The sequence below is a fragment of the Streptomyces flavidovirens DSM 40150 genome (assembly GCF_000429085.1).
GTDB classification, from domain to species: Bacteria; Actinomycetota; Actinomycetes; order Streptomycetales; family Streptomycetaceae; genus Streptomyces; species Streptomyces flavidovirens.
The window spans coordinates 52,692-77,748 of record NZ_AUBE01000002.1 but is presented as its reverse complement, the minus strand read 5'-3'; the positions used below and the strand labels follow the sequence as shown (position 1 = coordinate 77,748).

Genomic DNA, 25,057 nt, shown 5'->3' with positions numbered 1-25,057 from the left:
AGACGCAGGGACTTGTGATGCGCGGACGCACGGATGATGTAGGGAACTCTGAGGGGGATGGCATGAGCGACAGCCCTGCCGCACGACTGCAGCAGCTCTTCGACGGGCACCGGCTCACGCCGACCCAGCGGCGCATCGCGCACTGCATGGTGCGCCGGGCCGCCGATGTGCCCTTCCTGTCGAGCGTGGAGCTGGCCGAGCTGGCCGGCGTCAGCCAGCCGTCCGTCACACGCTTCGCGGTCGCGCTCGGCTTCGACGGCTACCCGGCCCTGCGCAAGCACCTGCGCGAGGTCGCGCCCACCGAGCCCTCGCGGGGCGAGGACAAGTACAACGAGTACCAGCAGGCGGTCCAGGCCGAGATCGAGAACCTCAAGCACCTCTCCGAGCTGCTCGCCGACCCCCGCCCCGTCGAGGAGGCGGGCCGTATCCTCGCCGCCTCCCGCCCGCTGCCCGTGCTCGGCCTGCGTGCCGCGTCCTCGCAGGCGCGCGGCTTCGCGTACTTCGCGGCGAAGGTCCACCCCGACGTACGCCTCCTCGACGAGAGCGGCTCGATGCTCACCGACCGCATCGACGGGGCCCGCCGGGCGGGCGCGAGCGCGCTGCTGTGCTTCGCCCTGCCGCGTCATCCGCGCGAGGTCGTGGACGCGCTGGCGTACGCGCAGGAGCAGGGCCTGACGGTGGTGACGGTCGCCGACTCCGCCTTCGCGCCCGTGGCCGCCCACAGCGACCTGCTGATCCCGGCGGCGGTCGGCACGGGCCTGGCCTTCGACACGGCGTGCGCGCCGATGCTGCTGGGGCGGGTGCTGCTGGAGGCGATGTGCGACGACCTGCCGGACGCGCAGGCGCGGCTGGAGGAGTTCGACGCGAAGGCGGCGGCGCGCGGACTGTTCGTCGAGTAGGGCCCCGCCCCGCGCGTTCTCGGCGGTTTTTCACCCGGCGCTCAGAATCCGGCATTACCCTCCCCGACTGGAAACAGTCGAACCCGGCAGGGAAGAGGCGGTCGTGGGGCGCGCAGAGCAGGCGCAGTCGTTGGCGAGGGTGGCGGTGGTCGTACGGGCCGGGGCGGCGCCGCTGTGGTGGCTCGGGCTCCTGGCCGCCGGCATCGGAGCGCTCGTCCCCGGACTGACCGGGCGCAGGATCGGGCTCCTGGCCGGAGCCGCGCTCTTCGTGGTCGCGGCCGCGGCCACCGCACTGGCCCGCAGGGGCCGTTACGCCGCACTGGCCGCCACCGCGACCCGCGCCGCCCGCCGCGACTTCCTCCAGGACCGCTCCGTGACGGCGCGGGCCTGGCGCCGCAACCGCCGCTGGTGGCTGGCGGCCGCCTTTCTCGCCGCCGTGGGAAGCGCCTTCGCGCTGCCGGGCGCGGGCGGACTGCTGATGGCGGGCGCCGGCGCCGGGCTGTGGCTGAAGGCCGGTTGGATCGGCCACCGGGAGCGCGCGGAGGAGACCCTCCTGTGGGTACGTACCGACTGGCTCGGCAGCGGTCCCGCGGCCAAGCGGGTCACGACGTACCGCACCACCGGCATCGCGGCGGGCGACGCCGCGCCGGGCGGCGCGCGGCGTCGCCCGGCAGCGGCGGCGGTGGTCACACGTCGAGTTCGGCCTCGATCTTCCTGAGCTGGTGGCGGGCCATCGCGAGGTTGGCCCGCGCCTTGTCGAGCGCCAGGTAGAGGAACAGGCCGTTCGCGCCGCGCCCCTTGAGGAGCCGGATCAGGTGGTACTGGCCGCCCAGGGTGATCAGGATGTCCTCGATCTCGTCCTTGAGGCCCAGGTGTTCCATGGTGCGCACCTTGGCGCGCACCACATCGGTGTTGCCCGCGGCGGCCACCGCCAGGTCGAGGTCCTTGCCGCCGCCGAGCGTGCCGAGGGCCATGCCGCTGGTGTAGTCGACCAGGGCGACACCGAGAGTGCCCTCGATGCCGGTCATCGCTTCCTTGAGCGCGGTTTCGGTGTTGGCCATGAGCGTCGCACTTCCTTTTCGTCCGGTGGGGTTCTTGGCTGCTGCTGTGGTGCGTTTGGTCGCGGTCATGCGTTCTCCCGCGCGCTGTCGACCAGGGCACCGATGCGGGCGCCGGCCCGGCGGCCCTCCAGGTGCAGCCGGCCCACGTTGGCGCGCGGCTCGGCGAGGAGCGTGAGGACGGCGGACGATCCCGCCGCGTAGGTGGCCACGTAGCCGTCGTCGCCGCGCACCAGCAGCTCGCGGAAGGCGCCCCGACCGGTCGCCTCCGTCAGCCGCGTCGCGACACCGAGCGCCGCGGCGGTGAGCGCCGCGACCCCCTCGGCCTCCACGGCCGGGGTGTCCTGGGCCAGTACGAGGCCGTCGACGCTCGCCGCCAGTGCTCCCGTCACGTGGGGCACCCTGGCTGTCAACTGGCGCAGCTCGTCGAGCACTTCCGGTTCGGCCGTCATCAGCTTTCTCCTTTCCGCGCGTTGTCTCAGGGCGCGCCTCATGACGCGGCGACGGGGGCCGCGACGCCGACAGACCGGGGAATCACAGGCTTGCCTCCAGGGCGTCGCGCAGCCGGCGCAACAGGGCGGTGTCCGGGTCGTCGCCGGTCCGCGCGACCCGGGCGGGCACGGGCGGCGGGGGCGCTGGGGTGTCCCGTGGGGTGGCGACCGTGCCCGCCGCAGCGAGCCTTCGTACGTCGATCAGCGTGTGGAACGCCGGCCGGCCCAGGGCCCGCGCGATGTCCCCCGGCGTGCGTTCGCCGTCCGCCAGGTCGAGTACGGCGCGCTGCCTGGGGGTGACGGGCTGCTCGGCCGGGCCGGTACGGCGTACGACAGGGGCGGTGTCGGTGTCCGGGTACGGCCAGAGGTCGTCAAGGAGCTGTCTGCGCCGCCGCGATTCACGCTCGACCACGGCGGCGGGGACCGGGCGTATGCGGCCCAGCCAGTGCGCCGCCCCGTACCGGAAGCGGGTCGGGCCGCTGCCGGGGGCCAGCGCGAAGAAGGCGGCGTCGAACAGCGCGCTCAGATGGCAGAGTTCGAGCTCGCCGCCGGCCAGCCGTCCGCTGTCGACGAGGAAGCGCCCGACCCCGCCCCGGCTGCCCGCCCGGTCGACGGCCTCCCGCCAGTCCTCGGCGGGCAGCCGCCCGGCCGACGTCAGCAGTACGTCGATGCCGGGCGCGGCCGGGCTCTCGGCGTGCACGACCTGCCCCTCGACGAGGTAGAGGGTCCCGTGGTCCCGCAGCAGGGCGCCGGTGGCGCGCTCGGCGGCCAGCCGGACCAGCATCGGGGACACGGCAGCGGTCATCCCAGGACCAACTGCTCTGCGAGGCCGCGCAGGCGTAATCGGGCCAGGGCCAGATTGCCGTCCTCGCGGTCGAGCCACAGGTGCAGGAAGACGCTGCTGTCGAAGGCGGTTTCGACGTAACGCAGCAGGTGGTAGCCGCTCGGGGCGGTGATGATGACGTCCTCGACGGGCCGTCCGTCGGTGGAGAACGCCCGCTGCTCGGCGGCCATCCGGGCCAGTTCCGCCGTCTGTGCCGCGGTGGCCTCGTGGTCGCCGTCCGGCGAGTCCCCGACCGTGCCGAGCGCGAGCCCGCTCGTCCAGTCCACCAGGGAGGCTCCGCGGGCGCCGGGCACGACCATCGCCGCGAGCAGACATTCGTCGATTCCGGGCATGCGGAACCCCCCTTCCGGTGTGGCACACGGATGCGGACTGCCGGACACATGTTCTGCGGCAGTGACGAGGAGACTACGTACAGGGAGATGTCCCGGCACCTGGTTCTGGCATTTTCCATACGCACATGCCAGCTAGCTTTCGCCTCGTGCCTTCATTACTGCTTTATTGATCGCCCAGAGACCGATTCCGATCAGAATGAGTACGCCTGCGCGGATGTAGACGTCCGCGGGCCGGTCCGCCAGCGGGCTGGCGAGGATGATCGCGGTGATCGCGCCGAGCACGGGCAGGGCCGTCGGCGTACGGAAGTGCTGGTGCGCGACGCGGTCCTTGCGCAGGACCAGTACCGCGACATTGACCACGGCGAAGACGCACAGCAGAAGGAACGCCGTCGTGTCGCCGAGCCCCTCGATCTCGCCGGTCGACACCAGCCCGATCGCGAGCAGCGACACGAACACGATGCCGACGACGGGCGTCCGGCGCCCGGACAGGACCCGGCCCATGGCGCGCGGCAGGATGCGCTCGTTGGCCATGCCGTAGCAGAGTCGCGAGGCCATCATGATGTTGATCAGCGCGGAGTTGGTCACGGCGAACAGCGCGATCAGCGCGAAGAGCTTGGGCGGGAAGTCGACCCCGCCCGCCTTCACGACCTCAAGCAGCGGACCGCTGGATTTCTGGAGCGTCGTGTAGTCGACGAGCAGCGAGGACACCAGGGCGACCAGGACGTAGATGGTGCCGGTGACCGCGACGCCGATGAAGATCGCCTTCGGGAAGGTGCGGTGCGGATCCTTCGTCTCCTCCGCCATGTTGACCGAGTCCTCGAAGCCGACGAAGGCGAAGAAGCCGAGCGCGGTGGCGCCGAGCACGCTGGTGAGCAGTGCGTAACCGGTGCCGGACGCCTGGAACTCGCCGAGCCGGGCGGGCTCGCCGCCGCCGGTGAACACGGCGTACGCGCCGATCACCAGGATGATCGCCAGGCCGGTCACCTCGACGAGCGTCAGCACCACATTCGTCTTCACCGACTCCGACACGCCGCGCAGGTTGAGCGCGGCGAGTGCGACGACGAAGAGGATCGCGACGAGCGTCGGCGGCACGGCGTCCGTGAACTCCGCCAGGTAGTCGCCGCTGAAGGCGCGGGCGGCGGCGCTCGCGGACGACAGGCCCGAGCACATCACCATGAAGGCGATGATGAAGGTGAGGAACGGGACCTTGAAGGCCTTCTGGGTGTAGAGCGCGGCGCCGGCCGCCTTCGGGTACTTGCCGACGAGTTCGACGTACGACGCCGCCGTCAGGATCGCGACGACGAAGCCGATCGCGAAGGGCAGCCACAGCGCGCCGCCGACCTTCCCCGCCACTTTGCCGGTGGTGGCGTAGATGCCGGTGCCCAGGATGTCGCCGATCACGAAGAGGATCAGCAGCTTGGGCCCGAGAGCCCGCTTGAGCGGCGTGTCGTCGACGGTGCCGGATGCTTCGGAATTGCTGGTCATGGGAGCTCCCCCGATGTCGGTGTGGGGGAGTTTCTGCCCGGTGCGAGGCGACTGATGCCAGGGCCGGGGCCAGGCGGACTACAGCAGCGCGTCGGCGTGTGCCCCGCCCGACTCGGTGACGATCTCGGCGAGGGTCTGCGGCGGCCGTACGACGCTGAAGCGGACGCCGCCGGGGCCGGCGGTGAAGCCGTGGATGCCCGCCCTGGCCAGGCTGTTGTAGGCGTAGTGCGCGGCCATGTAGTACGCGCCGGTGTCCAGCACCGCCGCGTAGTCGCCCTGGCCGAGGAGCGGCAGCAGCCGGTTCTCGGCCAGCAGGTCGCCCGCGAAGCACGCCGGGCCCGCCACGTCCTGCGCGACCGGCGGACCGGCCTTCGGCAGGCCCTTCGCGTCGTACGCCGCGATCCGCAGCGGCCAGGACTCCGGGGCGTACACGGTCCGGGTCGCGATCTGGACGCCGGCGTGGGTGATGGCGATCGGCCGGTCGCCGGAGGTCTTCGCGTACTCGACGCGGGCGAGGACGGTGCCGTGCTTGGCGAGCAGCGAGCGGCCGAATTCGGTGACCAGGCCGTAGCGCCCGTCCAGCAGTCCGGGGACGTGCTGCTTGAGGAGGCGGGCGTAGTCGGCGTACGTCGGAGTCGCGGCGTCGGAGGCGAAGTTGACAGGGAGGCCGCCGCCGATGTCGACGGTGTCGATCTGCCGCCGTCCGGCCGCCGCGTTGATCTCCTCGGCGAGTTCGTACGCCGCCGCCACGCCCCGCGCCATCAGCTCCAGCGGCAGCCCCTGCGAACCGGAGTGCGTGTGCAGCCGGGTCAGCCACGGCCGGTCCAGGTAGGCGCGTACGACCCACGCACGGGCGCCGGGGTCGCGCAGCGCCACGCCGAACTTGGAGGTGGCGGTGGCGGTGGAGAGCGCGCCGATGGAGCCGCCGCCGAGCTGCGGATTGACGCGCAGGCCGACGGGGGAAGTGATGGGGCCCGCCTGGGCCAGCGCGTCGATGCGCGCCAGCTCCTGCGGATTGTCGGCGTTGACCGCGATGCCCAGCGCCAGGGCCTCGCTCAGCTCGGCGGGGGTTTTGGCGGGGGAGTCGAGGACGGTGTGCGCCGGGCGTACGCCGGCGGCGCGGGCCAGGGCCAGCTCGCCGGGGCTCGCGACTTCGGCCCCGATGCCGCCGTGCTCGTACAGCAGCCGCAGGACGGGGACCAGCGGCGTGGCCTTGACGGCGAAGGCGTGCAGGACCGGGGTGCCGGGCGGGGTGACCTCGTCGAACGCGGCGCGCAGTGCGGCGGCCGAGGCGCGGATGCCGGTGACGTCGAGCAGGCCGGCGAGGGGCAGGCCGGGGCCGACGACGCCCTGCTCGACCGCGGCGCGTACGGCCTGCTCGCGGCGCGCGGCGGCTGCCGTGCCGGGGCCGGTGTCCGAGCCCGTGCCGGGGCCCGTGTCGGGGCTTATGTCCGAAGGCATGTGTTCAAGCCAACCACCCACTCGAACGCCGCGCAGGCGCCCAGACGTATTGACTAGCTCTATTCATCTCGCCAGGATGTGAATAGACGCCAATGCAGTCACTCGCGAGGAGGCACACCATGTCAGGACCCCGACCCGTACGGGCACCGCGCGGTACGGAGCTGAGCGCCCTGGGATGGCAGCAGGAGGCCGCCCTGCGCATGCTCCAGAACAACCTCGACCCCGAGGTCGCCGAGCACCCGGACAAGCTCGTCGTCTACGGAGGCACGGGCAAGGCGGCCAGGGACTGGCGCTCGTTCGACGCCATGGTGCGCACCCTGAAGACGCTGAAGCAGGACGAGACGATGCTCGTCCAGTCCGGGCGGCCGGTCGGCGTCATGCAGACCCACGAGTGGGCGCCGCGCGTGCTCATCGCCAACTCCAACCTGGTCGGCGACTGGGCGAACTGGGAGGAGTTCCGCCGCCTGGAGGCGCTCGGCCTGACCATGTACGGCCAGATGACCGCCGGGTCGTGGATCTACATCGGCACCCAGGGCATCCTCCAGGGCACGTACGAGACCTTCGCGGCCGTAGCGGCCAAGAAGTTCGGTGGCAGCCTCGCGGGCACCATCGCTCTCACCGCCGGCCTCGGCGGCATGGGCGGCGCCCAGCCGCTCGCCGTGACCATGAACGACGGCGTCGCCATCTGCGTCGACGTCGACCCGCGCGCTATCGAACGCCGCATCGAGCACCGCTACCTCGACGTGAAGGCCAACAGCCTGGAGCACGCCCTCCAGCTCGCCGTCGAGGCCCGCGACGCCCGCAAGCCGCTCTCCATCGGCCTCCTCGGCAACGCGGCGGAGCTGCTCCCGCGCATGCTCGCCGAGGGCGCCCCGATCGACATCGTCACCGACCAGACGAGCGCCCACGACCCGCTCGCGTACCTCCCGGTCGGTGTCGACTTCGACGACATGGCGTCGTACGCCGCCGAGAAGCCCGCCGACTTCACGCTGCGCGCCCGCGAGTCCATGGCCAGGCACGTCGAGGCCATGGTCGGCTTCATGGACGCCGGCGCCGAGGTCTTCGACTACGGCAACTCGATCCGCGGCGAGGCCAAGCTGGCCGGCTACACGCGCGCCTTCGACTTCCCCGGCTTCGTACCGGCGTACATCCGCCCGCTGTTCTGCGAGGGCAAGGGCCCCTTCCGCTGGGCGGCCCTGTCCGGCGAGGCGTCGGACATCCACAAGACGGACAAGGCGCTGCTCGACCTCTTCCCGGAGAACGAATCGCTGCACCGCTGGATCAAGATGGCCGGCGAGCGCGTCCACTTCCAGGGCCTGCCGGCCCGTATCTGCTGGCTGGGCCAGGGCGAGCGTGACAAGGCGGGCGCCCTGTTCAACGACATGGTCGCCGACGGCACCCTCGCCGCCCCCCTCGCGATCGGCCGCGACCACCTCGACTGCGGCTCCGTCGCCTCGCCCTACCGCGAGACCGAGGCCATGCTCGACGGCTCCGACGCGATCGCCGACTGGCCGCTGCTCAACGCCATGGTCAACGTCGCCTCCGGCGCCTCCTGGGTCTCCATCCACCACGGCGGCGGCGTCGGCATGGGCCGCTCCATCCACGCGGGCCAGGTCTCGGTGGCCGACGGCACGAAGCTCGCGGGCGAGAAGATCCGCCGCGTACTGACGAACGATCCGGGCATGGGCGTGATCCGCCACGTGGACGCGGGCTACGACATCGCGGAGAAGACGGCGGACGCGCAGGGCGTACGTGTCCCGATGCGGGAGGGCGAGTGACCTCCGTGGCGCCCACCGACGGCCCGCCGCACACCTCCACCTCGTTCCACGAAATGTGGGCGGACCTCAAGCCCATCGGCCGTAACGCGATCTCCGGCGGCTACCGCCGCTACGCCTGGACGGCAGCCGACCAGGACTGCCGCGCCTGGTTCAGGGCCCAGGCCGAATCCCGTGGCCTGACGTACGAGCTGGACCGCAACGGCAACCAGTGGGCCTGGCAGGGCGACCCCCTCGCCGGGGACGCGGTCGTCACCGGCTCGCACCTCGACTCCGTCCCGGACGGCGGCGCGTTCGACGGCCCGCTCGGAGTCGTGTCGTCCTTCGCCGCGCTCGACGAACTCCGCCGCAGGGGAGTGGAGTTCACCAAGCCGCTGGCCATCACCAACTTCGGTGACGAGGAGGGCGCCCGCTTCGGGCTGGCCTGCGTGGGCTCGCGCCTGGCGGCCGGGCAGCTCACGGTCGCCAAGGCCCACGAGCTCCGCGACGCGGACGGAACGACCCTCCCGCAGGCCATGGAGGCGGCGGGCTACGACCCGGCCACCATCGGCCCGGACCCGGAGCGCCTGGCCCGTATCGGCGCGTTCGTCGAACTGCACGTGGAACAGGGCCGGGCCCTCGACCTCACCGGCCACCCCATCGGCATCGCATCCGCCATCTGGCCGCACGGCCGCTGGCGGTTCGACTTCCATGGCGAGGCGAACCACGCGGGCACCACCCGCCTGGAGGACCGCCGCGATCCGATGCTGACGTACGCCGAGACGGTCGTCGCGGCCCGCCGCGAGGCGCGCCTGGCAGGCGCCCTCGCCACCTTCGCGAAGGTGGCGGTCGAACCGAACGGCGTCAACGCGATCCCGTCCCTGGTGCGCGGCTGGCTCGACTCACGCGCCGTTGACCAGGAAACTCTCGACCAGGTCATCGCCGGCATCGAGCGGGCGGCACGCGAGAACGCCACCCGCTCCGGCACCGACCTGCACATCACCCAGGAGTCCTTCACCCCGGTGGTGGAGTTCGAGCACGCCCTGCGCGACGAGCTCGCGAAGCTCCTCCACAGCGAGCGCGGCGACATTCCCGTCCTCGGCACGGGCGCGGGACACGACGCGGGTATTTTGTCCGCTTCGGTCCCGACCGCCATGCTGTTCGTACGGAACCCCACGGGCATCTCGCACTCTCCGGCCGAGTACGCCGCCGAGGACGACTGCGTCGCGGGGGTCATCGCACTCGCCGACGTACTGGAGGGGCTCGCGTGCACGTGACCTACTGGCTGGAGCACGCCTGGCTCGAGACTTTCGTCGAGCCGGGCGTGGCCCTGGACGTCGTGGACGGCCGGATCACAGCCGTACGCAAGGACGTCCCCGCCCCGCCGCCCGGCGCCACGGTCCTGCGGGGCCTGACCCTGCCGGGCTTCGCCAACACCCACTCGCACGCCTTCCACCGGGCTCTGCGCTCCACGGTGCAGGTGGGCTCGGGCACGTTCTGGACCTGGCGGGAGGTGATGTACGGGGTGGCCTCACGGCTCACCCCCGAGACGTACTTCAACCTGGCCAGGGCCGTGTACGCCGAGATGGCGCTGGCCGGGGTCAGCGCGGTGGGGGAGTTCCACTACCTCCACCACGCACCCGGCGGCACCCCCTACGCCGACCCCAACACCATGGGCGAGGCGCTGATCGCAGCCGCCGCCGAGGCCGGCATCCGCATCACGCTCCTCGACACGGCGTACCTCGCGTCGGGCTTCGGCACGCCGCCCAACCGCCAGCAGCAGCGCTTCTCCGACGGCACGGCCGACGCGTGGGCGGAGCGCGCCTCGCTGCTGAAGGACCGCGAGCACGCGCGGATCGGTGCGGCCATCCACTCGGTACGCGCGGTTCCGGCGGACCAGCTCGCGACGGTGGCCGCCTGGGCGCAGGCCCGCGTGACACCGCTCCACGTACACCTGTCGGAGCAGACCGCCGAGAACGACGCGTGCCTGGCCACGCACGGCCGCACCCCGACCCGCCTGCTGGCGGACCACGGTGTACTGGGCCCGCGCACCACGGGCGTCCACAACACCCACCTCACCGACGAGGACATCGCCCTCCTCGGCAGCACCTCGACCGGCACCTGCATGTGCCCCACGACGGAACGCGACCTGGCCGACGGCATCGGCCCGGCGACCCGCCTCCAGAAGGCCGGCTCCACGCTCTCCCTGGGCAGCGACAGCCACGCCGTGATCGACATGCTGGAGGAGGCGCGGGCGATGGAACTGAACGAACGCCTGCGCTCGCGTACGCGCGGCCACTGGACGGCGGCGTCGCTGCTGCGCGCGGCTTCCGCCGACGGCCACGAGGCGCTGGGCTGGCACGACGCGGGCACGATCGAGACCGGCGCCCTGGCGGACCTCACGACGATCGCCCTGGACTCGGTCCGGACGGCGGGCCCGCTGCCGCGGCTGGGGGGCGAGACGGCGGTCTTCGCGGCGTCGGCGTGCGACGTACGCCACACGATCGTGGCGGGCCGCCACATCGTCCGCGACGGCACCCACACCATGATCCCGGACGTCCCCAGGGCCCTGTCCGAGGCGATCACCGCCGTCTACAAGTAACGGTGGGCGGGCCGGGGGACGCCTGCGGCGGGCTTTCCCCACCCCGCCCCTTCCCGAACCGGGGGCAAGCCCCCAGACCCCCGGACGCCCTACGGGCGTGTCCTCAAACGCCGGACGGGCTGAATGGTTACCGCAACCCAATCCAGCCCCCCGGCGCGTGAGGAGCGGGGGCCTGGGGCGGAGCCCCAGCAACCCCCGACCACCTCCAGCCCTCCGGCGTTTGAGGAGCGGGGCCTGGGGCGGCGCCCCCGCACACCCCGGCCACCTCCAGCCCTCCGGCGTTTGAGGACCGGGGACTGGGGCACCTCCCCGACCCACCCTGGCCGCCTCCAGCCCGTCCGGCGTTTGAGGACCGGGGTCTGGGGCGGCGCCCCAGTTCGGGAAGGGGCGGGGTGGGGAAGAAGCCCCGCGCAGCGGCCCGCCCCCGCACCGCCCCGCGCAACGTACGCAACCGGGAGAAGACCCAGTGAGCACCACCCTCGTCACCAACATCGGCACACTCGTCACCAACGACCCCACCCAAACCCCAACCCAAACCCAAACCCCCACCCCCCTCGGCCTCATCCACAACGCCGCCGTCCTCATCGACGGCCCCCGCATCGCCTGGGTCGGCAGCGCCACCACCGCACCCCCCGCCGACACCGCCCACGACGCCCGGGGCCGCGCCGCGATCCCCGGCTTCGTCGACTCGCACTCCCACCTCGTCTTCGCCGGCGACCGCACCCAGGAGTTCAACGCCCGCATGTCGGGCCGCGCCTACTCCGCCGGCGGCATCCGCACCACCGTCGCCGCCACCCGCGCCGCGACCGACGAGGCGCTCGAAGCGAACGTCACCCGCTACCTCCGCGAGGCCCTGCGCCAGGGCACGACCACCTTCGAGACCAAGTCGGGCTACGGCCTGACGACCCACGACGAGGCCCGCGCCCTGCGCATCGCGTCGCGGCACACCGAAGAGGTCACCTACCTCGGCGCCCACATCGTGTCCCCCGACTACGCCGACGACCCAGCGGCGTACGTCGAACTCGTCACCGGCGAGATGCTCGACGCGTGCGCGCCCCACGCCCGCTGGATCGACGTCTTCTGCGAGAAGGGCGCCTTCGACGGCGACCAGGCCCGCGCCATCCTCACCGCCGGCAAGGCGAAGGGCCTGCACCCCCGCATCCACGCCAACCAGCTCAGCTACGGCCCCGGCGTCCAGCTCGCCGCCGAGCTCGACGCGGCCAGCGCCGACCACTGCACGCACCTCACCGACGCCGACGTGGACGCCCTCGCGAACAGCGACACCGTCGCCACGCTGCTCCCCGGCGCCGAGTTCTCCACCCGCGCTGCCTGGCCGGACGCCCGCAGGCTCCTCGACGCGGGCGCGACCGTCGCACTGTCCACGGACTGCAATCCGGGCTCGTCGTTCACGTCCTCCATGCCCTTCTGCATCGCACTCGCGGTACGCGACATGGGCATGACCCCCGACGAGGCCATCTGGTCGGCCACAGCGGGCGGCGCGCAAGCCCTGCGCCGTACGGACATCGGCCGCATCACCCCCGGCGCCCGCGCCGACCTGGTGCTCCTCGACGCCCCGAGCCATGTCCACCTGGCCTACCGGCCCGGCGTGCCGCTCGTATCCGAGGTCTGGCAAAGGGGCGTGCGTACGACGGGACACGCCGGGTAGGCGTCACCACGTAGAGGAGGGCCTGCCCCGGATAGCGCCTGGGGCAGACCCTCACTCACCTGCACGGCTTGAGTCGACGCGGTGTCACTCCTCCACCGTCAGGCCCTTGCGCAGCTTGTTCAGCGTGCGCGACAGCAGTCGCGACACGTGCATCTGTGAGATGCCGAGCTCTTCGCCGATCTCCGACTGCGTCATGTTGGCGACGAACCGCAGCGAGAGGATCTGCCGGTCGCGCGAGGGGAGTTCGGCGATCAGCGGCTTGAGGGATTCGACGAACTCGATGCCTTCGAGGCCGTGGTCCTCGTAACCGATGCGGTCGGCCAGCGCGCCCTCGGAGTCGTCCTCCTCGGGCTGGGCGTCCAGTGAGCTCGCGGTGTACGCGTTGCTCGCGGCCATGCCCTCGACGACCTCTTCGTTGGTGAGGTCGAGGCGCTTCGCGAGCTCGCTCACCGTCGGGGCGCGGTCGAGCTGCTGGGCGAGCTCGTCACCGGCCTTCGCGAGGTCCAGGCGCAGTTCCTGGAGGCGGCGCGGGACGCGGACCGACCAGGACGTGTCACGGAAGAAGCGCTTGATCTCGCCGACGATCGTCGGCATCGCGAAGGTGGGGAACTCAACACCTCTGCTGAGCTCGAAGCGGTCGATCGCCTTGATCAGGCCGATGGTGCCGACCTGGATGATGTCCTCCATCGGTTCGCTGCGGGAGCGGAACCGGGAAGCGGCGAACTTGACCAGGGCCAGGTTCAGTTCGACGAGCGTGTTGCGAACGTACGCGTACTCGTGCGTTCCCTCTTCGAGGGTTTCGAGGCGCCCGAAGAGCGTCTTCGACAGGGCCCTGGCGTCCAGCGGCCCCACCTCGGCGTACGGGGGGATCTCGGGGAGGCCTTCGAGCCCCTCCGGTCCGGTCTCGGTCTGCTCGGGGAGGGCGGGCGGGGCGGGCGGGGTTGCCGACGGCGCGGTCTGCCGCACGGGGCGCGTACGCGCTTCGTCGAGCCGGGGTGACATGGTCTCCTCCATCGTTCTCGGCATATGGCTGCCGATGCCGATACGTCTGCGTGCGATGTGCGGCGCCTCCATAGCCGGTCGTGTTGGTTGTGTCCCTACTAGCCCTACCCGCTCTCGACCGGCACTTGCAAGTCCCGTATGTCTGAATTGGTGGGTATTGGAGGGTTCTTCGGGTACCGATCGGCGTGCAGAAGGCGTAGTGTTCTGGCACGTCAATGACAGGCACGACTGCGAAGAGGGACGAGACGGACATGGAGCGCGGTACGGTCGGCAGCGCGAACCGGGGTCGGCTCCGGGTCGCAGTTCGGACCGAGGGCGAGAGTGAGATTGTCACGCCGGCGGGTGAGCTCGATCACCACACCGCCGAGCTGCTCCGTGAACCTCTGGACCATGCACTCGAAGCAGGGCGTGCGCGGTTGGTCATCGACTGTTCCGCGCTTGAATTCTGCGATTCCACCGGGCTCAATGTGCTGCTCGGTGCGCGCCTCAAGGCCGAGGCGGCCGGGGGAGGGGTTCATTTGGCCGGGATGCAGCCGGTAGTGGCCAGAGTCTTCGAGATCACCGGGGCCGAGGCCGTCTTCACCCTCCACGAGTCGCTCGAAGACGCGATGGAAGAGTGAGTTCCGGTCGCAGTGGCGCCTCCTGCTGACCGTTTTCGTCGGCCGCGTCACTGGTCCGTACCGAAAAGTGGGTGTTCTCACCGTTCGGTCGGGCAGGAGGTCTCTGACCCTGTCGGCCCCAGGGAGCTCAGAATGCTCCCGCAGTCCTTGCAGCGATGAATTTGATGAATTGGCGAATCGGTGAGGTGAAGCGCTGATGAGCACCACCCGGCAGCCTCGGTCGGGCGACTCCGGCCCGGAGTCGGCGAGCCACGGCCCGGCCTCCGCCGCGTCCGCCGTCGGCCAGGCGCGTTCTCTGGCGCTGAGCAGTGCGAGCGGCATCGTGCCGCTCGCTCGCGACTTCACCCGCCAGGCGCTGTACGACTGGGGCTGGCTCCCCGCCTCGTCGGCCGACCGGCGGGCCGCCGCCGAGGACGTCCTGCTGGTCGTCTCCGAGCTGGTCACCAACGCCTGCCTGCACGCCGAGGGGCCCGAAGAGCTGCGCGTCGCCTGCGACGGCAAGGTGCTGCGCCTCGAAGTCGTCGACCGGGGCGCGGGCCAGCCCGCCCCGCGTACACCGCACCGGGCGGGGCGGCCCGGCGGGCACGGCATGTTCATCGTGGAGCGTCTGTGCCTGGACTGGGGGGTCGAGCGGGCCCCGGAGTCCGCCGGCAAGACCGTCTGGGCGGAACTCGCCGCTCCGGCGTAGTCCGCCCGGAGTTACCGGCGGTTCGTAGTCCCTCCCGCGCACGCCGATCCGGCGTGCGCTTTGTCTTCCCTCGGCAAGACCGCAGGCGTACCTTGACGCCCAATCTGATGTGTCGTCAGTAACGTGTCTTCCGGTATAAGGGGACTTGAGGTGTCGTACCAGAAGCGGACAACTCTCGTGCTGACGGCGGCGGTTGTGGCCTCGGTGGTGCTGCTGGCAGCCCCCGCGGCCCATGCCGACGTCGTGGACGTCAACTACCAGTGCAAGACGCCGATCGGGAACAAGGGAGCCGTCTCCCCGATCGACATCAAGGGCGTCAGGAGCGGCAGCGCGTACAAGCTCACCATGTCCTTCCAGAAGGGCGTCTCGTCCAGCCCCGTGGAGCTGGGCAAGGGAGCGATGAAGCCGAGCGCCGTCATCAGGCTGGGCGGCGCGGAGAGCGGCACCGTGCCGGTGTCGGGCCCGCCGAATCCGGCCGCCATCCCCGCCAACACCCCCATCAAGATAAGCGACTTGACCGGTACGTACACGCCCGGCAAAAGCGGCAAGGTCACCTTCACGGCGTCCGTCCTGACCATCAAGGCGCTCGGTACGACCACCACCTGCACCCCGTCCAACAACCCGAAACCGTCGCTCGAACTCGACGTCAAGGGCTCGGGCGGCGGCGGCGGCTCGGGCGGCTCCTCGGGCGGTACGTCGCCGAACACGGCCGGCGGCTCTCCGGGCGAGCTGCCGAAGACCGGACCGCTGGACTACGCCCTGGCGCTCGGCACGCTCGGCGGCACGGTCCTGCTGACCGGGGCGGCCGGGGCGCTGTGGCTGACCCGGCGCGGCCAGCGGCCCACGGGCTGAAGCGGCCCGTGCAGTCGCCGCGCCGGGCCCGTCACACCGGCCGCCTCGTCGCCGCCGCGGCCGTGGCGGTGCTGTGTGCCGCCCCGCTGTCCCCGCCCGCCGCCGCGTCGGACGACGCGCCGGCCTGGACGGCGTCCCCCAGCGGCGGCGGTGGTGGCGGTGGTGACGGCGACGGCGACGGAGAAGGCAGGCCGTACTTCTACCTGGAGGGCGTGGCCGGCACCGTCTTCGAGGACAGACTGGCGCTGACCAACCCGGGCAGGAAGGCCGCCACAGTCCGCCTGCGCGGCAAGGGGAATGAGGGCAGCGGGAGCTGGATCGCGCTCGCCACGGCCGAGGTGAGGATCCCGCCGCGCACGCGCGCGGAGGTCCCCTTCACGGTGACCGTGCCACCGGGCGCGGCGCCCGGCGAGCACCCCGGCGCGATCGCCGCCTCGGACGGCGGCCGCACGACGGACGTACCCGTCCACCTGCGCGTCAGCGGCCCCACGCTGGCGGCGCTCACGGTCGAGGACGTGACGGTACGGGGGCAGGGCGACGGCGCCGTCATCCGGTACGCCCTGGTCAACCGGGGCAACACCGTACTGACCCCGCGCCTGGCCGTACGCGCAGAAGGCTTCCTCGGCGGCGAGATCCTGCGCCGCGCTTCCCGCACCCTGCCGGAGCGCCTCGCCCCCGGCGAACGCGTGGAGCGCACCGAACCCTGGCCCGGCGCCCCGGCCCTCGACGCGGTGGACGTCCACCTGACCGCGACGGCGGCGGGCGGCGCACGCGGCGAGGCGACGGCGACCGCGTCGTTCGTGCCCCTGGGCGCGGTGGCGGGCACGGCGCTGCTGGTGGTGGTGCTGGTCGCGGGTGGAACAGCGGTACGGCGCGTACGCCGCAGCGCGAGACCACTGACCCCGGACCCGGACTCGACGCGGCCCGAACGACCTCTGGCGAAGGCAGGAGCAACAACGTGACCCCCGCCACACCGGCCACCACCCCCGCCCCTGCCGGCCGTCCCGGACCCCGGCCCGCTGTCCCCGCGGGCCCGGGCGGCGCGCAGTCGCCAGGCGGCGCCTTCGGCTCTTCACGCGGTGCGAAGCAGCCGCGCGCGGGGGTGTGGGGGCGGCGCACCCACGGCTTCTTCCCGCCCGCACAGCGGGCACAGGGGGTCTGGGGGCCCGCCCCCAGTTGTGGGAAGGGGCGGCGTGGGGCAAGACCCCCGGCCCGCGCCCCGAGGGCGGTAGCGGTGTTGCTGGCCCTCCTGACCGCGCTCGTCCTCATCCCCACCGCCCCCGCCGGCGCCGACCCCGACAAGCCGCCCGAGGTCACACTCAGCGAGCAGGAGGCCGGCAAAGGCGGTGACATCACCGTCAGCGGGACCGGCTGGCGGCCCGGAACCCTCCTCATGATGCTGATCTGCGGCCAGTCCTCACCCGGCAGAGGCGTCATCGGCGGCACCAACTCCTGCGCCAACTCCGACGGCCGCGCGGTGACCACCGACTCCAACGGCGGCTTCCGCAAGAAGATGCCGGTGGCCGAGCCGCCCAGGCCGTGCCCGTGCGTCGTACACGTCGCCACCGTCACCGGCGGCGAACCGGCCGCCGTCGACGCCCGGTTCGTGGTCGCCGGCCACCCCGTCGAGCCGCTTCCGGAGCCCGGCGAGGGCGGAAAGCTCGCCGTGCTCGCGGCGGCCCGGCTCGACGGTTCGGGCTCCGTACTGACGTGGTTCGGCGCCCCGCAGGCCCGCAGACTCGTCGTCACCGTCGGCAATCTCGGCTCCGACCCGGTAAAGGACCCCGTCTTCCGCATCGGCACCTCGCACGGCGTCTTCGCCCCCCAGTGGGAGGAACGCCAGTGGCGGGGCACCATCCAGCCCGGCAGAAAGGCCCGCGTCGAGCTCGACGTACAGCTTCCGCCCGGCGCGCACGGCGACTACCTCGTCTCGCTCAAGTACGGGCAGAAGGTACTGGCCGAGCAACCGTGGGGCGTGGGGCGGCCATGGGGCGTCACGCTCTTCTGGGTCCTGCTGTGCGTGGTCGTCCCGGCCGCGGTGTTCCGTATCGGCATGGCGGTCGTCGACAAGGTCCGGCCGCCGCGCGGACCGAGCGGCCGCCACCGCCCGGCGGGCCCCGCGGCCCGGACCCGTACGCCACGCGCACAGTCCGCCCCGTCCCCGCCCTCCACCGCAACCACGGCCCTCCCCTGGTTCACCCCGGACAACGCGCCGGGCCCGCACCCCCGGATCTCCGCACCGTCCCAGCCTCAGAACAGTCCGACGACGAAGGGAAATTCGTGACCACGCAACGGAGGATGAGCGCGGCCGGCGTCGCGCTGATGCTCGGCGGCGCGGGAATCCTGCTCGCGGCGAGCCCCGCGCAAGCAGCCGAAGTCTCGTACAAGACCGAGTGCATACCCCCACCCATCTCCGGCATGCCGCCCGTACAGGGCACCACGAAGGTGCTGATCACCGCACCGGCGGAGGCCAAGGTGGGCGACGAGGTCGAGGTGGTGTGGAAGACGGTCGAGGCCGCTTCCAAGAACCCCGACGTCATCGACCTGGAGAAGAACACCGTCAAACCGACCGGCACGGTCAAGGTCGGCGGCGCGGCGACCGCCGACCTGAAGATGGAGGGCCCGCGCCAGAACCCGCCGATCCCCAAGAACAGCCCGATGGTACTGCCGGACATGAAGGGCACCCTGAAGCTGGAGAAAGCCAGCGAGATCACGCTGACGCCCGACGCGTACAACATCAACGTCAGCAAGCCGATGTCCACGGACACCAAGTGCACCCCGAAGGAGACGGTCAAGGCCGCCGCGACCATCAAGGTGACGGAGGGCGGCGGCAGTACGGGCGGTACGTCGTCCAGCGGCGGTACGTCGTCGTCCGGTGGCGGTACGGCTTCCGGTGGCGGCACGGCATCGTCCGGCGGCAGTACGGCGTCCGGCGGCACCAGCACGTCCGGCGGTGGCGGCGACGGCGGCCAGAGCGACTTCCCCGGCAAGGAGGTCACCGTCGCCTTCGCGTGCAAGTCGCCCGGCCCGGCGAACATCAACTCCAAGGTGACCATCAACGCCAAGAAGAACGGCGGCAGTTACGACCTCGTCGTCAAGACGGCCAAGGGTGTCATGGACAGCCCTGCCGCACTCCCCGCGGGCGCCCTGAAGCCGTCCATGGCGGTCCTCCTGGGCGGCGCCGACAAGGGCGTCGTCCCCGTGACCGGGCCCCCCAACAAGGACCCGCTCGAACAGGGCAAGCCGGTGGACCTGCCGGACATGACAGGTACGTACAAACCCGGCGCCAGCGGCAAGACCACCCTCAGCCCCGGCACGCTCACGATCGACGTGACCCTGGGCGGCCAGAAGATCACCATCCCCTGCACGGTCCAGGGCAAGGCGGAGGTCTCCCTTGAGCTCGACACCGCCGCCCAGCCGGGCGGCGCGTCGGGCGGCGGCTCCACCGGCGGCTCGGCGGGCGGTTCGGCTGGCGGCTCGCCCGGCGGCGGTGACGCGGCGGCCGGCGGAGGCGGCACCGACTCCGGCGGCGGCCTCGCCGACACCGGCGCAGCCGACAACGGCGGCCTGCGCGCGCTCGGCCTGGTCGCCGGCACGGTGATCCTGCTAGGCGGCGCGGTGTTCACGTTCACCCCGTGGCGCCGACTGCGCGGCATGCGCTGACCCGTGGCGTACGTACACGGGTGTCCGGGACCGCCTCGCGCGTCCCGGACACCCACCCCCGCCGCTAGGCGGTACCCGTACGGCAACGAGGGCAGGCGCAGACCGGAAACCGCTCCATCGGCTCGATCGGCACCACGTCGCGCGCGGGTGAGTACGTCGTACGCCGCCCCCAGGTCAGCCCGCTGTCGCGCGACACGCGCAGCGTCATCGACGCGCCCGCTACCACTGGCCGCCGTACCTGGCCTGCTTCTGCCTCAGCCATTCCCTCACCTGTTCTGTCTCGGACGCGGAGGCGGCGCGCAGGTCGTCGGCGCGGATTGTGGCGACGAAGTACACGAACCTCACTCGCCGCCACTCACCTTCGACGCCGATGACTTTGCCGGGGCCGTAGACGTCGGTCCCGGTGTGGGCGACGTAGCAGCCCTGCTCGTACGGCGTTTGCATAGCGCGCTGCCTCTCGATTTCACTCTGTGTGTCGAATCGTTCACAGCGTGAGGCCGTCCCGAGTAGGCTCGCCAGTGGTTGAGGCGTGACAACGCCCATGGCACCTGCGGGAGTTGCTGATGGCCATCGAGGACAATCCCGAAGTCCGGGTCCGTTACGGCGAGGAACTGCGCAACCGCCGCGAAGCGGCCGGGCTCACCCAGGAGGAACTGAGCGTGCTGGCGATCATGTCGCGCACGCACATCGCCCACATCGAGGCGGGCCGCCGCCGCCCGAGCCTTCAGGACGCGCGGCGCCTGGACCAGGTTTTGGAAACGGGCGGACTTTTCGAGCGCTTTCTGCCGACGCTGGACGGCCGCAAGGTGGCCGAGCACTTCAAGGAAGCGTTGGAGTTCGAGGGGCAGGCGACATCGATCCGGGTGTACGCACCGAAGTTGATCCCCGGCATTCTTCAGACGAAGCGGTACGCATGCGAAGTGCTCAGCTCGGGCCATTCGCCACAGAGCGATGAGGAGCGTGACAGCCTGCTGGTCACGCGACTGGAGCGGGGGCGCATACTCGAAGACTTTCACTCGCCGGTGGTCTGGGCGATGTTGGACGAAGCGGTGCTGCGGCGCCCCATCGGCGGTCCGGCGGTCATGTGCGAACAGCTCCGGCACGTAGTGGCCTTGGGAGAGAGCCGGCGCATTCGTGTGCACGTGCTGCCGTTTTCAGTGGGAGCTCACGCTCTGCTGGAGGGAGTTGTCTCACTCATGTGGTTCGAGGAATTGCCGCCCGTTGCGTACGTGGAAGGCCTGAACACGGGCCGAGTGTGGGAACTGCCGTCGATGGTGCGTGACTGCCAGGTGGCCTACGATCACGCCATGAGCGACGCGCTGTCGCACCGTAAGTCCCTGGCACTGATCAGGTCCGTCGCGGAGGATTACGACCATGAAGCGCAGTAGGCACATCATCCCCGACGCCTCGGTACTGCCCGTGTGGCGCAAGTCCAGTTTTAGCGGCGGCGAAAGCGGGGCTTGCCTCGAAACCAGCGACCCCGCCGCCTACGCCGCCTGGCGCAAGTCCACCCACAGCGGGGGCGAAAGCGGCGAGTGCCTCGAAGTCAACGACGCCGCCTGCCCCGCCCACGTCCCCGTCCGCGACAGCAAGAACCCCCACGGCCCGGCAGTCGCCTTCGCCGCCCCGGCCTGGACGACGTTCGTGACCGCCGTCCGCGCGGGCGACCTCGGCCCCCGCTGACGCCGAAGGGCGCGAAAAGGCCGGGTGCGGCACGCTGTCGCGTGCCGCACCCGGCCTTTGTTCCGTGAGTGACCGGCGTCAGGTCGGATCAGGTCAGTGCACGCCGCCCATGAGCGGCTGCACCTTCCTGCGGTACATGAAGATCGCGAACCCGCCGAGCATCGCGATGGCGCCCTGGCTGGCGAACCACCACGTGGTGTCGGTCGGCGCGCCGACCAGTTGGAGCAGGGCGATCACCGAGGACCCCGCGGTCACGGCGAGGAACCAGACACCCATCATCTGGGACGCGTACTTGGCCGGGGCCAGCTTCGTCGTCAGTGACAGGCCGACCGGGGAGAGGGTGAGCTCACCGACGGTCTGGATCAGGTAGACCGCGCACAGCCACAGCGGGGTGACCTCGACGCCGCCCGCGGACGCCGCCTGGGCGAGCATCATCACGAAGAACGAGGCGCCGATCATCACCAGGCCGAAGGCGAACTTACTGAGGGTGCTCGGCTCCTTGGCGCGGCGGGAGAGCGCCACCCAGAGCCAGGCGAAGACCGGGGCGAGCGCCATCACGTACAGCGGGTTCAGCGACTGGAACCAGCTCTCCGGGAAGGAGAAGCCGAGCATCGAGCTGGCGGTGTTGTTCTTGGCGAACAGGGTCAGCGTGGAGCCGGTCTGGTCGTAGATGCCCCAGAAGGCGGCGGCGGCCACGAAGAACCAGACGTACGCCGACACCCGCGACCGCTCGACCGCGGTCAGGTCGCTGTCGCGCTTGATGCGGATGATGTAGAACGCGGGCAGGACCAGACCCAGGATGGTCAGCGGCCACAGGACCCAGTCGATGGTGAACTGGCCGCTGAGACCGACGAGGGTGTACGCGACGGCCGCGACGGCCAGCCAGATCAGTGCCTTGCGGATGATGCCGGCGCGGTCCGCGTCCGACAGCGGGGCCGGGACCTCACTCGACTCGGGCGCCAGGTTGCGGAAGCCGAGGAAGTAGAAGGCCAGGCCGATGGCCATGCCGACACCGGCCATGGCGAAGCCGTAGTGCCAGTTGACCTTCTGGCCGACCCAGCCGATGGTCAGCGGGGCGACGAAGGCACCGAGGTTGATGCCCATGTAGAAGATCGTGAAGCCGCCGTCACGGCGCGGGTCGTTCTTGTCCCGGTACAGGTGGCCGACCATCGTCGAGATGTTGGCCTTGAGGAGACCGGAACCGGCGGCGATGAACGCCAGGCCGATGAAGAACGACACCACCGTCGGCAGGGCCAGCAGGAAGTGGCCGACCATGATGATCGTGCCGGAGACCGCCACGGTCTTGCGGGCACCCCACACGCGGTCGCCGAACCAGCCGCCCGGCAGGGCCAGCAGGTAGACCATCGCGTTGTACACCGAGTAGATCGCGATGGCGGTGCCCGCGTCGAAGCCGAGACCGCCGTCGGCCACCGCGGCCGACAGGTAGAGCACGAGCAGGGCGCGCATGCCGTAATAGCTGTAGCGCTCCCACATCTCGGTCATGAACAGGTTGGCCAAGCCGCGGGGGTGGCCGAGGAAGGTTTTCTCGACGGCAGGAGTACTGGCCGAGTCCTTCGTCAGGCTGGACGCCATGGTCGATCCTTGCTTGCTCGGGACGCGTCGGCCTCGTGAGCGGTACGCGCCCGGTGGGGGGCGGCCGGCGTCGCGCGAGGGCCCGGCCCATGGTCATTCACCGTGCGGGACGGCGATACCGATCCCGCGCAGAAATCGAACCCTTTGGCGTGTTTCGCTGTCCAAAGGGCTCAGAGTCCTGCTACAGACGACTCGCCACGATACGCCACGACACCGGCGCATATGGAAGTACTTGAGAGATGGATCACAGGTTGCGCCGGAACCAACAGACGTAATTCGAAGGTCGATACCAGGATCACATCCCACGGCCGCAGGACAGAACGATCATGTGGTGACCGGCCGCGGCCTGTCCTCCTCGCGGACTACCATCACTCCATGACCCGTGTACTGCTCGCCGAGGACGACGCATCCATCTCGGAGCCACTGGCCCGCGCCCTGCGTCGGGAGGGTTACGAGGTCGAGGTGCGCGAGGACGGCCCGTCCGCGCTCGACGCCGGTCTCCAGGGCGGCGTGGACCTCGTGGTGCTCGACCTGGGGCTGCCCGGCATGGACGGCCTGGAGGTCGCCCGCCGGCTGCGCGCCGAGGGCCACGCCATCCCGATCCTGGTACTGACCGCCCGCGCGGACGAGGTGGACACCGTCGTCGGCCTCGACGCGGGCGCCGACGACTACGTCACCAAGCCGTTCCGGCTCGCCGAGCTCCTTGCCCGCGTACGGGCCCTCCTGCGGCGCGGCGCCAGCGAGCCCGCCCCCGCGCCCTCGACCCACGGCGTACGGATCGACGTGGAGTCGCACCGCGCGTGGATGGGCGAGGAGGAACTCCAGCTCACGGCAAAGGAGTTCGACCTCCTGCGGGTCCTCGTCCGGGACGCCGGCCGCGTCGTCACCCGCGACCAGCTCATGCGCGAGGTCTGGGACACCACCTGGTGGTCGTCGACCAAGACCCTCGACATGCACATCTCGTGGCTCCGCAAGAAGCTCGGCGACGACGCCGCCAACCCGCGCTACATCGCCACCGTGCGGGGCGTCGGCTTCCGCTTCGAGAAGAGCTGACGTACACACACAGCCATGCGCCGCCGCCTGATCAACTCCACGCTCGCCGTAGTGCTCGTCGTCATCGCCGTCTTCGGCGTCTCCCTCGTCATCGTCGAGACGCGCACCATCAGCAACAGCGCCCAGGAGAGCGTCGACTCCGAGGCGGTGCGCCTGATCAGCGTCGTGGAGAGCCGCGTCCTCGGTGAGGAGAGCGTCAATCCCAGCGTGCTGGGTGATCAGATCCACCCCAGGCGGTACGCCCGCATCGAGCTGCCGGGCCGCGCGCCCATCGAGATCGGCGAACGCCCCCGTGGCAGCGTCATCACGGGCGTCGAGCGGGGCGATTCCGGCGAGGTCGTCACGGTCATGGAGTCCCGCTCCACCGTCACCGACGAAGTCGGCCGTACGCTCATGATCATCGGGGCGGTGGCGCTGCTCGCCGTCATCGCCGCGGTCCTGCTCGCCGTACGCCAGGCGAACCGGCTGGCCTCCCCGCTCACCGACCTCGCCGAGACCGCCGAGCGCCTCGGCTCGGGCGACCCGCGCCCCCGCCACAAGCGGTACGGCGTACCCGAGCTCGACCGGGTCGCCGACGTGCTCGACTCCAGCGCCGAACGCATCGGCCGGATGCTCACCGCCGAGCGCAGGCTCGCCGCCGACGCCTCCCACCAGCTCCGTACGCCGCTGACCGCCCTGTCCATGCGGCTGGAGGAGATCACCCTCACCGAGGACCTGGACACGGTGAAGGAGGAGGCGACGATCGCGCTGACCCAGGTCGAGCGGCTCACCGACGTCGTGCAGCGGCTGCTCACCAATTCCCGCGACCCGCGCACCGGCTCCGCCGTCGCCTTCGACCTCGACGAGGTCGTCAAGCAGCAGATCGAGGAGTGGCGCCCGGCCTACCGCAGCGCGGGCCGCGCCATCGTGCACTCGGGCAAGCACGGCATGCGGGCCTTCGGCACGCCGGGCGCGGTCGCCCAGGTGCTCGCCGCGCTGATCGAGAACTCCCTCATGCACGGTGGCGGTACGGTCGCGCTGCGTACCCGCGTCACCGGCAATCAGGCCGTCATCGAGGTGACCGACGAGGGTCCCGGCGTGCCCGCCGACCTCGGCGCGCGGATCTTCGAGCGCAGCATCAGCGGCCGTAACTCCACCGGGATCGGCCTGGCCGTCGCGCGCGACCTGGCGGAGGCGGACGGCGGGCGCCTCGAAATGCTCCAGCAGCAGCCGCCGGTGTTCGCGCTCTTCCTGAGCAGGGTGACGCGCCCCAAGGGGGAGGAGGAGCCGCCGCCGGAGCCGCCGCCCGAGCCGACGGTGAGGTGACGTCAG

General features: G+C 71.3%; 25 protein-coding genes. 16 read left to right on the top strand and 9 right to left on the bottom strand.

Going from position 1 to position 25,057, the window contains the following annotated elements; genetic code table 11:
• Nucleotides 1-62 precede the first annotated feature (62 nt).
• The gene (locus G412_RS0103075; RefSeq protein WP_028810787.1) at nt 63-899 is read left to right on the top strand and encodes a MurR/RpiR family transcriptional regulator; all 837 of its coding nucleotides are present in this window, start codon (nt 63-65) and stop codon (nt 897-899) included.
• A gap of 103 nt (nt 900-1,002) precedes the next feature.
• A complete protein-coding gene (locus tag G412_RS33015) occupies nt 1,003-1,617 on the top strand; it encodes a hypothetical protein (protein ID WP_051338087.1) in 615 nt (204 codons plus the stop codon).
• Here G412_RS33015 and G412_RS0103065 read toward each other — a convergent pair.
• The 6 genes from G412_RS0103065 to G412_RS0103040 form a co-directional block, all read right to left on the bottom strand.
• Complete coding sequence (locus tag G412_RS0103065) at nt 1,586-1,960, bottom strand: hypothetical protein (RefSeq protein ID WP_028810786.1); 375 nt, start codon at nt 1,958-1,960, stop codon at nt 1,586-1,588. The genes G412_RS33015 and G412_RS0103065 overlap by 32 nt on opposite strands.
• Before the next feature lie 65 nt (nt 1,961-2,025).
• Nucleotides 2,026-2,451, bottom strand: a complete 426-nt coding sequence (locus G412_RS33010; RefSeq protein ID WP_051338086.1) for a roadblock/LC7 domain-containing protein — start codon at nt 2,449-2,451, stop codon at nt 2,026-2,028.
• A gap of 40 nt (nt 2,452-2,491) precedes the next feature.
• Nucleotides 2,492-3,253: a hypothetical protein gene (locus tag G412_RS0103055; RefSeq protein ID WP_028810785.1), complete on the bottom strand. Its 762-nt coding sequence runs from the start codon at nt 3,251-3,253 to the stop codon at nt 2,492-2,494.
• Nucleotides 3,250-3,624, bottom strand: a complete 375-nt coding sequence (locus tag G412_RS0103050; RefSeq protein ID WP_028810784.1) for a roadblock/LC7 domain-containing protein — start codon at nt 3,622-3,624, stop codon at nt 3,250-3,252. The genes G412_RS0103055 and G412_RS0103050 overlap by 4 nt, the downstream gene beginning before the upstream one ends.
• Nucleotides 3,625-3,756: 132 nt before the next feature.
• Nucleotides 3,757-5,109 carry an APC family permease gene (locus G412_RS0103045; protein WP_028810783.1) on the bottom strand — a complete coding sequence of 451 codons (1,353 nt, stop codon included), beginning with the start codon at nt 5,107-5,109 and terminating at the stop codon, nt 3,757-3,759.
• Nucleotides 5,110-5,187: 78 nt separating this feature from the next.
• Nucleotides 5,188-6,570 carry a type III PLP-dependent enzyme domain-containing protein gene (locus G412_RS0103040; protein WP_028810782.1) on the bottom strand — a complete coding sequence of 461 codons (1,383 nt, stop codon included), beginning with the start codon at nt 6,568-6,570 and terminating at the stop codon, nt 5,188-5,190.
• Nucleotides 6,571-6,689: 119 nt separating this feature from the next.
• Between G412_RS0103040 and hutU the strand changes: the two genes are divergently transcribed.
• The 4 genes from hutU to hutI all read left to right on the top strand — a co-directional run bounded on the left by hutU (nt 6,690) and on the right by hutI (nt 12,592).
• Complete coding sequence (hutU, locus tag G412_RS0103035) at nt 6,690-8,348, top strand: urocanate hydratase (protein ID WP_028810781.1); 1,659 nt, start codon at nt 6,690-6,692, stop codon at nt 8,346-8,348.
• Between the two features lie 53 nt (nt 8,349-8,401).
• The gene (locus tag G412_RS0103030; protein WP_028810780.1) at nt 8,402-9,601 is read left to right on the top strand and encodes an allantoate amidohydrolase; all 1,200 of its coding nucleotides are present in this window, start codon (nt 8,402-8,404) and stop codon (nt 9,599-9,601) included.
• Entirely contained in the window at nt 9,592-10,926 is a 1,335-nt protein-coding gene (locus G412_RS0103025) for a formimidoylglutamate deiminase (RefSeq protein WP_028810779.1), read from the top strand. Before G412_RS0103030 ends, G412_RS0103025 begins: the two co-directional genes overlap by 10 nt.
• A 466-nt stretch (nt 10,927-11,392) precedes the next feature.
• Complete coding sequence (gene hutI, locus G412_RS0103020; protein WP_028810778.1) at nt 11,393-12,592, top strand: imidazolonepropionase; 1,200 nt, start codon at nt 11,393-11,395, stop codon at nt 12,590-12,592.
• Between the two features lie 84 nt (nt 12,593-12,676).
• Here the strand turns inward: hutI and G412_RS0103015 are convergent, their stop codons facing one another.
• Entirely contained in the window at nt 12,677-13,594 is a 918-nt protein-coding gene (locus tag G412_RS0103015) for an RNA polymerase sigma factor SigF (RefSeq protein WP_028810777.1), read from the bottom strand.
• 251 nt (nt 13,595-13,845) lie between these two features.
• On the opposite strand from G412_RS0103015, the gene G412_RS0103010 reads away from it, so the two are divergent.
• From G412_RS0103010 to G412_RS0102985, 6 genes are all read left to right on the top strand, one after another.
• Complete coding sequence (locus G412_RS0103010; protein ID WP_028810776.1) at nt 13,846-14,214, top strand: STAS domain-containing protein; 369 nt, start codon at nt 13,846-13,848, stop codon at nt 14,212-14,214.
• Nucleotides 14,215-14,410: 196 nt separating this feature from the next.
• Nucleotides 14,411-14,902 carry an ATP-binding protein gene (locus G412_RS0103005; protein WP_028810775.1) on the top strand — a complete coding sequence of 164 codons (492 nt, stop codon included), beginning with the start codon at nt 14,411-14,413 and terminating at the stop codon, nt 14,900-14,902.
• 150 nt (nt 14,903-15,052) lie between these two features.
• Nucleotides 15,053-15,754, top strand: a complete 702-nt coding sequence (locus G412_RS0103000; RefSeq protein WP_028810774.1) for a hypothetical protein — start codon at nt 15,053-15,055, stop codon at nt 15,752-15,754.
• 8 nt (nt 15,755-15,762) lie between these two features.
• Nucleotides 15,763-16,716, top strand: a complete 954-nt coding sequence (locus tag G412_RS0102995) for a COG1470 family protein (RefSeq protein WP_051338143.1) — start codon at nt 15,763-15,765, stop codon at nt 16,714-16,716.
• Between the two features lie 272 nt (nt 16,717-16,988).
• The gene (locus tag G412_RS0102990; protein WP_028810772.1) at nt 16,989-18,038 is read left to right on the top strand and encodes a hypothetical protein; all 1,050 of its coding nucleotides are present in this window, start codon (nt 16,989-16,991) and stop codon (nt 18,036-18,038) included.
• 14 nt (nt 18,039-18,052) lie between these two features.
• Nucleotides 18,053-19,417 (top strand): hypothetical protein, encoded by a 1,365-nt coding sequence (locus G412_RS0102985; protein WP_028810771.1) that lies wholly within the window; start codon nt 18,053-18,055, stop codon nt 19,415-19,417.
• Nucleotides 19,418-19,636: 219 nt separating this feature from the next.
• Here the strand turns inward: G412_RS0102985 and G412_RS0102980 are convergent, their stop codons facing one another.
• Nucleotides 19,637-19,861, bottom strand: a complete 225-nt coding sequence (locus G412_RS0102980; RefSeq protein ID WP_028810770.1) for a hypothetical protein — start codon at nt 19,859-19,861, stop codon at nt 19,637-19,639.
• A gap of 119 nt (nt 19,862-19,980) precedes the next feature.
• Between G412_RS0102980 and G412_RS0102975 the strand changes: the two genes are divergently transcribed.
• The gene (locus tag G412_RS0102975) at nt 19,981-20,805 is read left to right on the top strand and encodes a helix-turn-helix domain-containing protein (RefSeq protein ID WP_028810769.1); all 825 of its coding nucleotides are present in this window, start codon (nt 19,981-19,983) and stop codon (nt 20,803-20,805) included.
• A complete protein-coding gene (locus G412_RS0102970; protein WP_037647566.1) occupies nt 20,792-21,100 on the top strand; it encodes a DUF397 domain-containing protein in 309 nt (102 codons plus the stop codon). Before G412_RS0102975 ends, G412_RS0102970 begins: the two co-directional genes overlap by 14 nt.
• Before the next feature lie 93 nt (nt 21,101-21,193).
• Here the strand turns inward: G412_RS0102970 and G412_RS0102965 are convergent, their stop codons facing one another.
• Entirely contained in the window at nt 21,194-22,693 is a 1,500-nt protein-coding gene (locus tag G412_RS0102965; RefSeq protein ID WP_028810767.1) for a peptide MFS transporter, read from the bottom strand.
• 375 nt (nt 22,694-23,068) lie between these two features.
• On the opposite strand from G412_RS0102965, the gene G412_RS0102960 reads away from it, so the two are divergent.
• Both G412_RS0102960 and G412_RS0102955 read left to right on the top strand, forming a co-directional pair.
• A complete protein-coding gene (locus tag G412_RS0102960; RefSeq protein WP_028810766.1) occupies nt 23,069-23,746 on the top strand; it encodes a response regulator transcription factor in 678 nt (225 codons plus the stop codon).
• A gap of 15 nt (nt 23,747-23,761) precedes the next feature.
• Nucleotides 23,762-25,051, top strand: a complete 1,290-nt coding sequence (locus tag G412_RS0102955; protein WP_028810765.1) for an ATP-binding protein — start codon at nt 23,762-23,764, stop codon at nt 25,049-25,051.
• The last annotated feature ends 6 nt before the right edge of the window (nt 25,052-25,057 follow it).

What these genes read in the sequence shown, in the direction of transcription:
- G412_RS0103055 (WP_028810785.1), bottom strand. Translation starts at nt 3,253, where the DNA reads ATGACCGCTGCCGTGTCCCCGATGCTGGTCCGGCTGGCCGCCGAGCGC.
- G412_RS0102970 (WP_037647566.1), top strand. Translation starts at nt 20,792, where the DNA reads ATGAAGCGCAGTAGGCACATCATCCCCGACGCCTCGGTACTGCCCGTG.
- G412_RS0102980 (WP_028810770.1), bottom strand. Translation starts at nt 19,861, where the DNA reads ATGCAAACGCCGTACGAGCAGGGCTGCTACGTCGCCCACACCGGGACC.
- G412_RS0103065 (WP_028810786.1), bottom strand. Translation starts at nt 1,960, where the DNA reads ATGGCCAACACCGAAACCGCGCTCAAGGAAGCGATGACCGGCATCGAG.
- G412_RS0103030 (WP_028810780.1), top strand. Translation starts at nt 8,402, where the DNA reads ATGTGGGCGGACCTCAAGCCCATCGGCCGTAACGCGATCTCCGGCGGC.
- G412_RS0102960 (WP_028810766.1), top strand. Translation starts at nt 23,069, where the DNA reads ATGACCCGTGTACTGCTCGCCGAGGACGACGCATCCATCTCGGAGCCA.
- G412_RS0103005 (WP_028810775.1), top strand. Translation starts at nt 14,411, where the DNA reads ATGAGCACCACCCGGCAGCCTCGGTCGGGCGACTCCGGCCCGGAGTCG.
- G412_RS0103040 (WP_028810782.1), bottom strand. Translation starts at nt 6,570, where the DNA reads ATGCCTTCGGACATAAGCCCCGACACGGGCCCCGGCACGGGCTCGGAC.
- G412_RS0102965 (WP_028810767.1), bottom strand. Translation starts at nt 22,693, where the DNA reads ATGGCGTCCAGCCTGACGAAGGACTCGGCCAGTACTCCTGCCGTCGAG.
- G412_RS33010 (WP_051338086.1), bottom strand. Translation starts at nt 2,451, where the DNA reads ATGAGGCGCGCCCTGAGACAACGCGCGGAAAGGAGAAAGCTGATGACG.
- G412_RS0103075 (WP_028810787.1), top strand. Translation starts at nt 63, where the DNA reads ATGAGCGACAGCCCTGCCGCACGACTGCAGCAGCTCTTCGACGGGCAC.
- G412_RS0103010 (WP_028810776.1), top strand. Translation starts at nt 13,846, where the DNA reads ATGGAGCGCGGTACGGTCGGCAGCGCGAACCGGGGTCGGCTCCGGGTC.
- G412_RS0103045 (WP_028810783.1), bottom strand. Translation starts at nt 5,109, where the DNA reads ATGACCAGCAATTCCGAAGCATCCGGCACCGTCGACGACACGCCGCTC.
- G412_RS0102955 (WP_028810765.1), top strand. Translation starts at nt 23,762, where the DNA reads ATGCGCCGCCGCCTGATCAACTCCACGCTCGCCGTAGTGCTCGTCGTC.
- G412_RS0103015 (WP_028810777.1), bottom strand. Translation starts at nt 13,594, where the DNA reads ATGTCACCCCGGCTCGACGAAGCGCGTACGCGCCCCGTGCGGCAGACC.
- G412_RS0103050 (WP_028810784.1), bottom strand. Translation starts at nt 3,624, where the DNA reads ATGCCCGGAATCGACGAATGTCTGCTCGCGGCGATGGTCGTGCCCGGC.
- hutU (WP_028810781.1), top strand. Translation starts at nt 6,690, where the DNA reads ATGTCAGGACCCCGACCCGTACGGGCACCGCGCGGTACGGAGCTGAGC.
- G412_RS0102975 (WP_028810769.1), top strand. Translation starts at nt 19,981, where the DNA reads ATGGCCATCGAGGACAATCCCGAAGTCCGGGTCCGTTACGGCGAGGAA.
- G412_RS0102985 (WP_028810771.1), top strand. Translation starts at nt 18,053, where the DNA reads ATGAGCGCGGCCGGCGTCGCGCTGATGCTCGGCGGCGCGGGAATCCTG.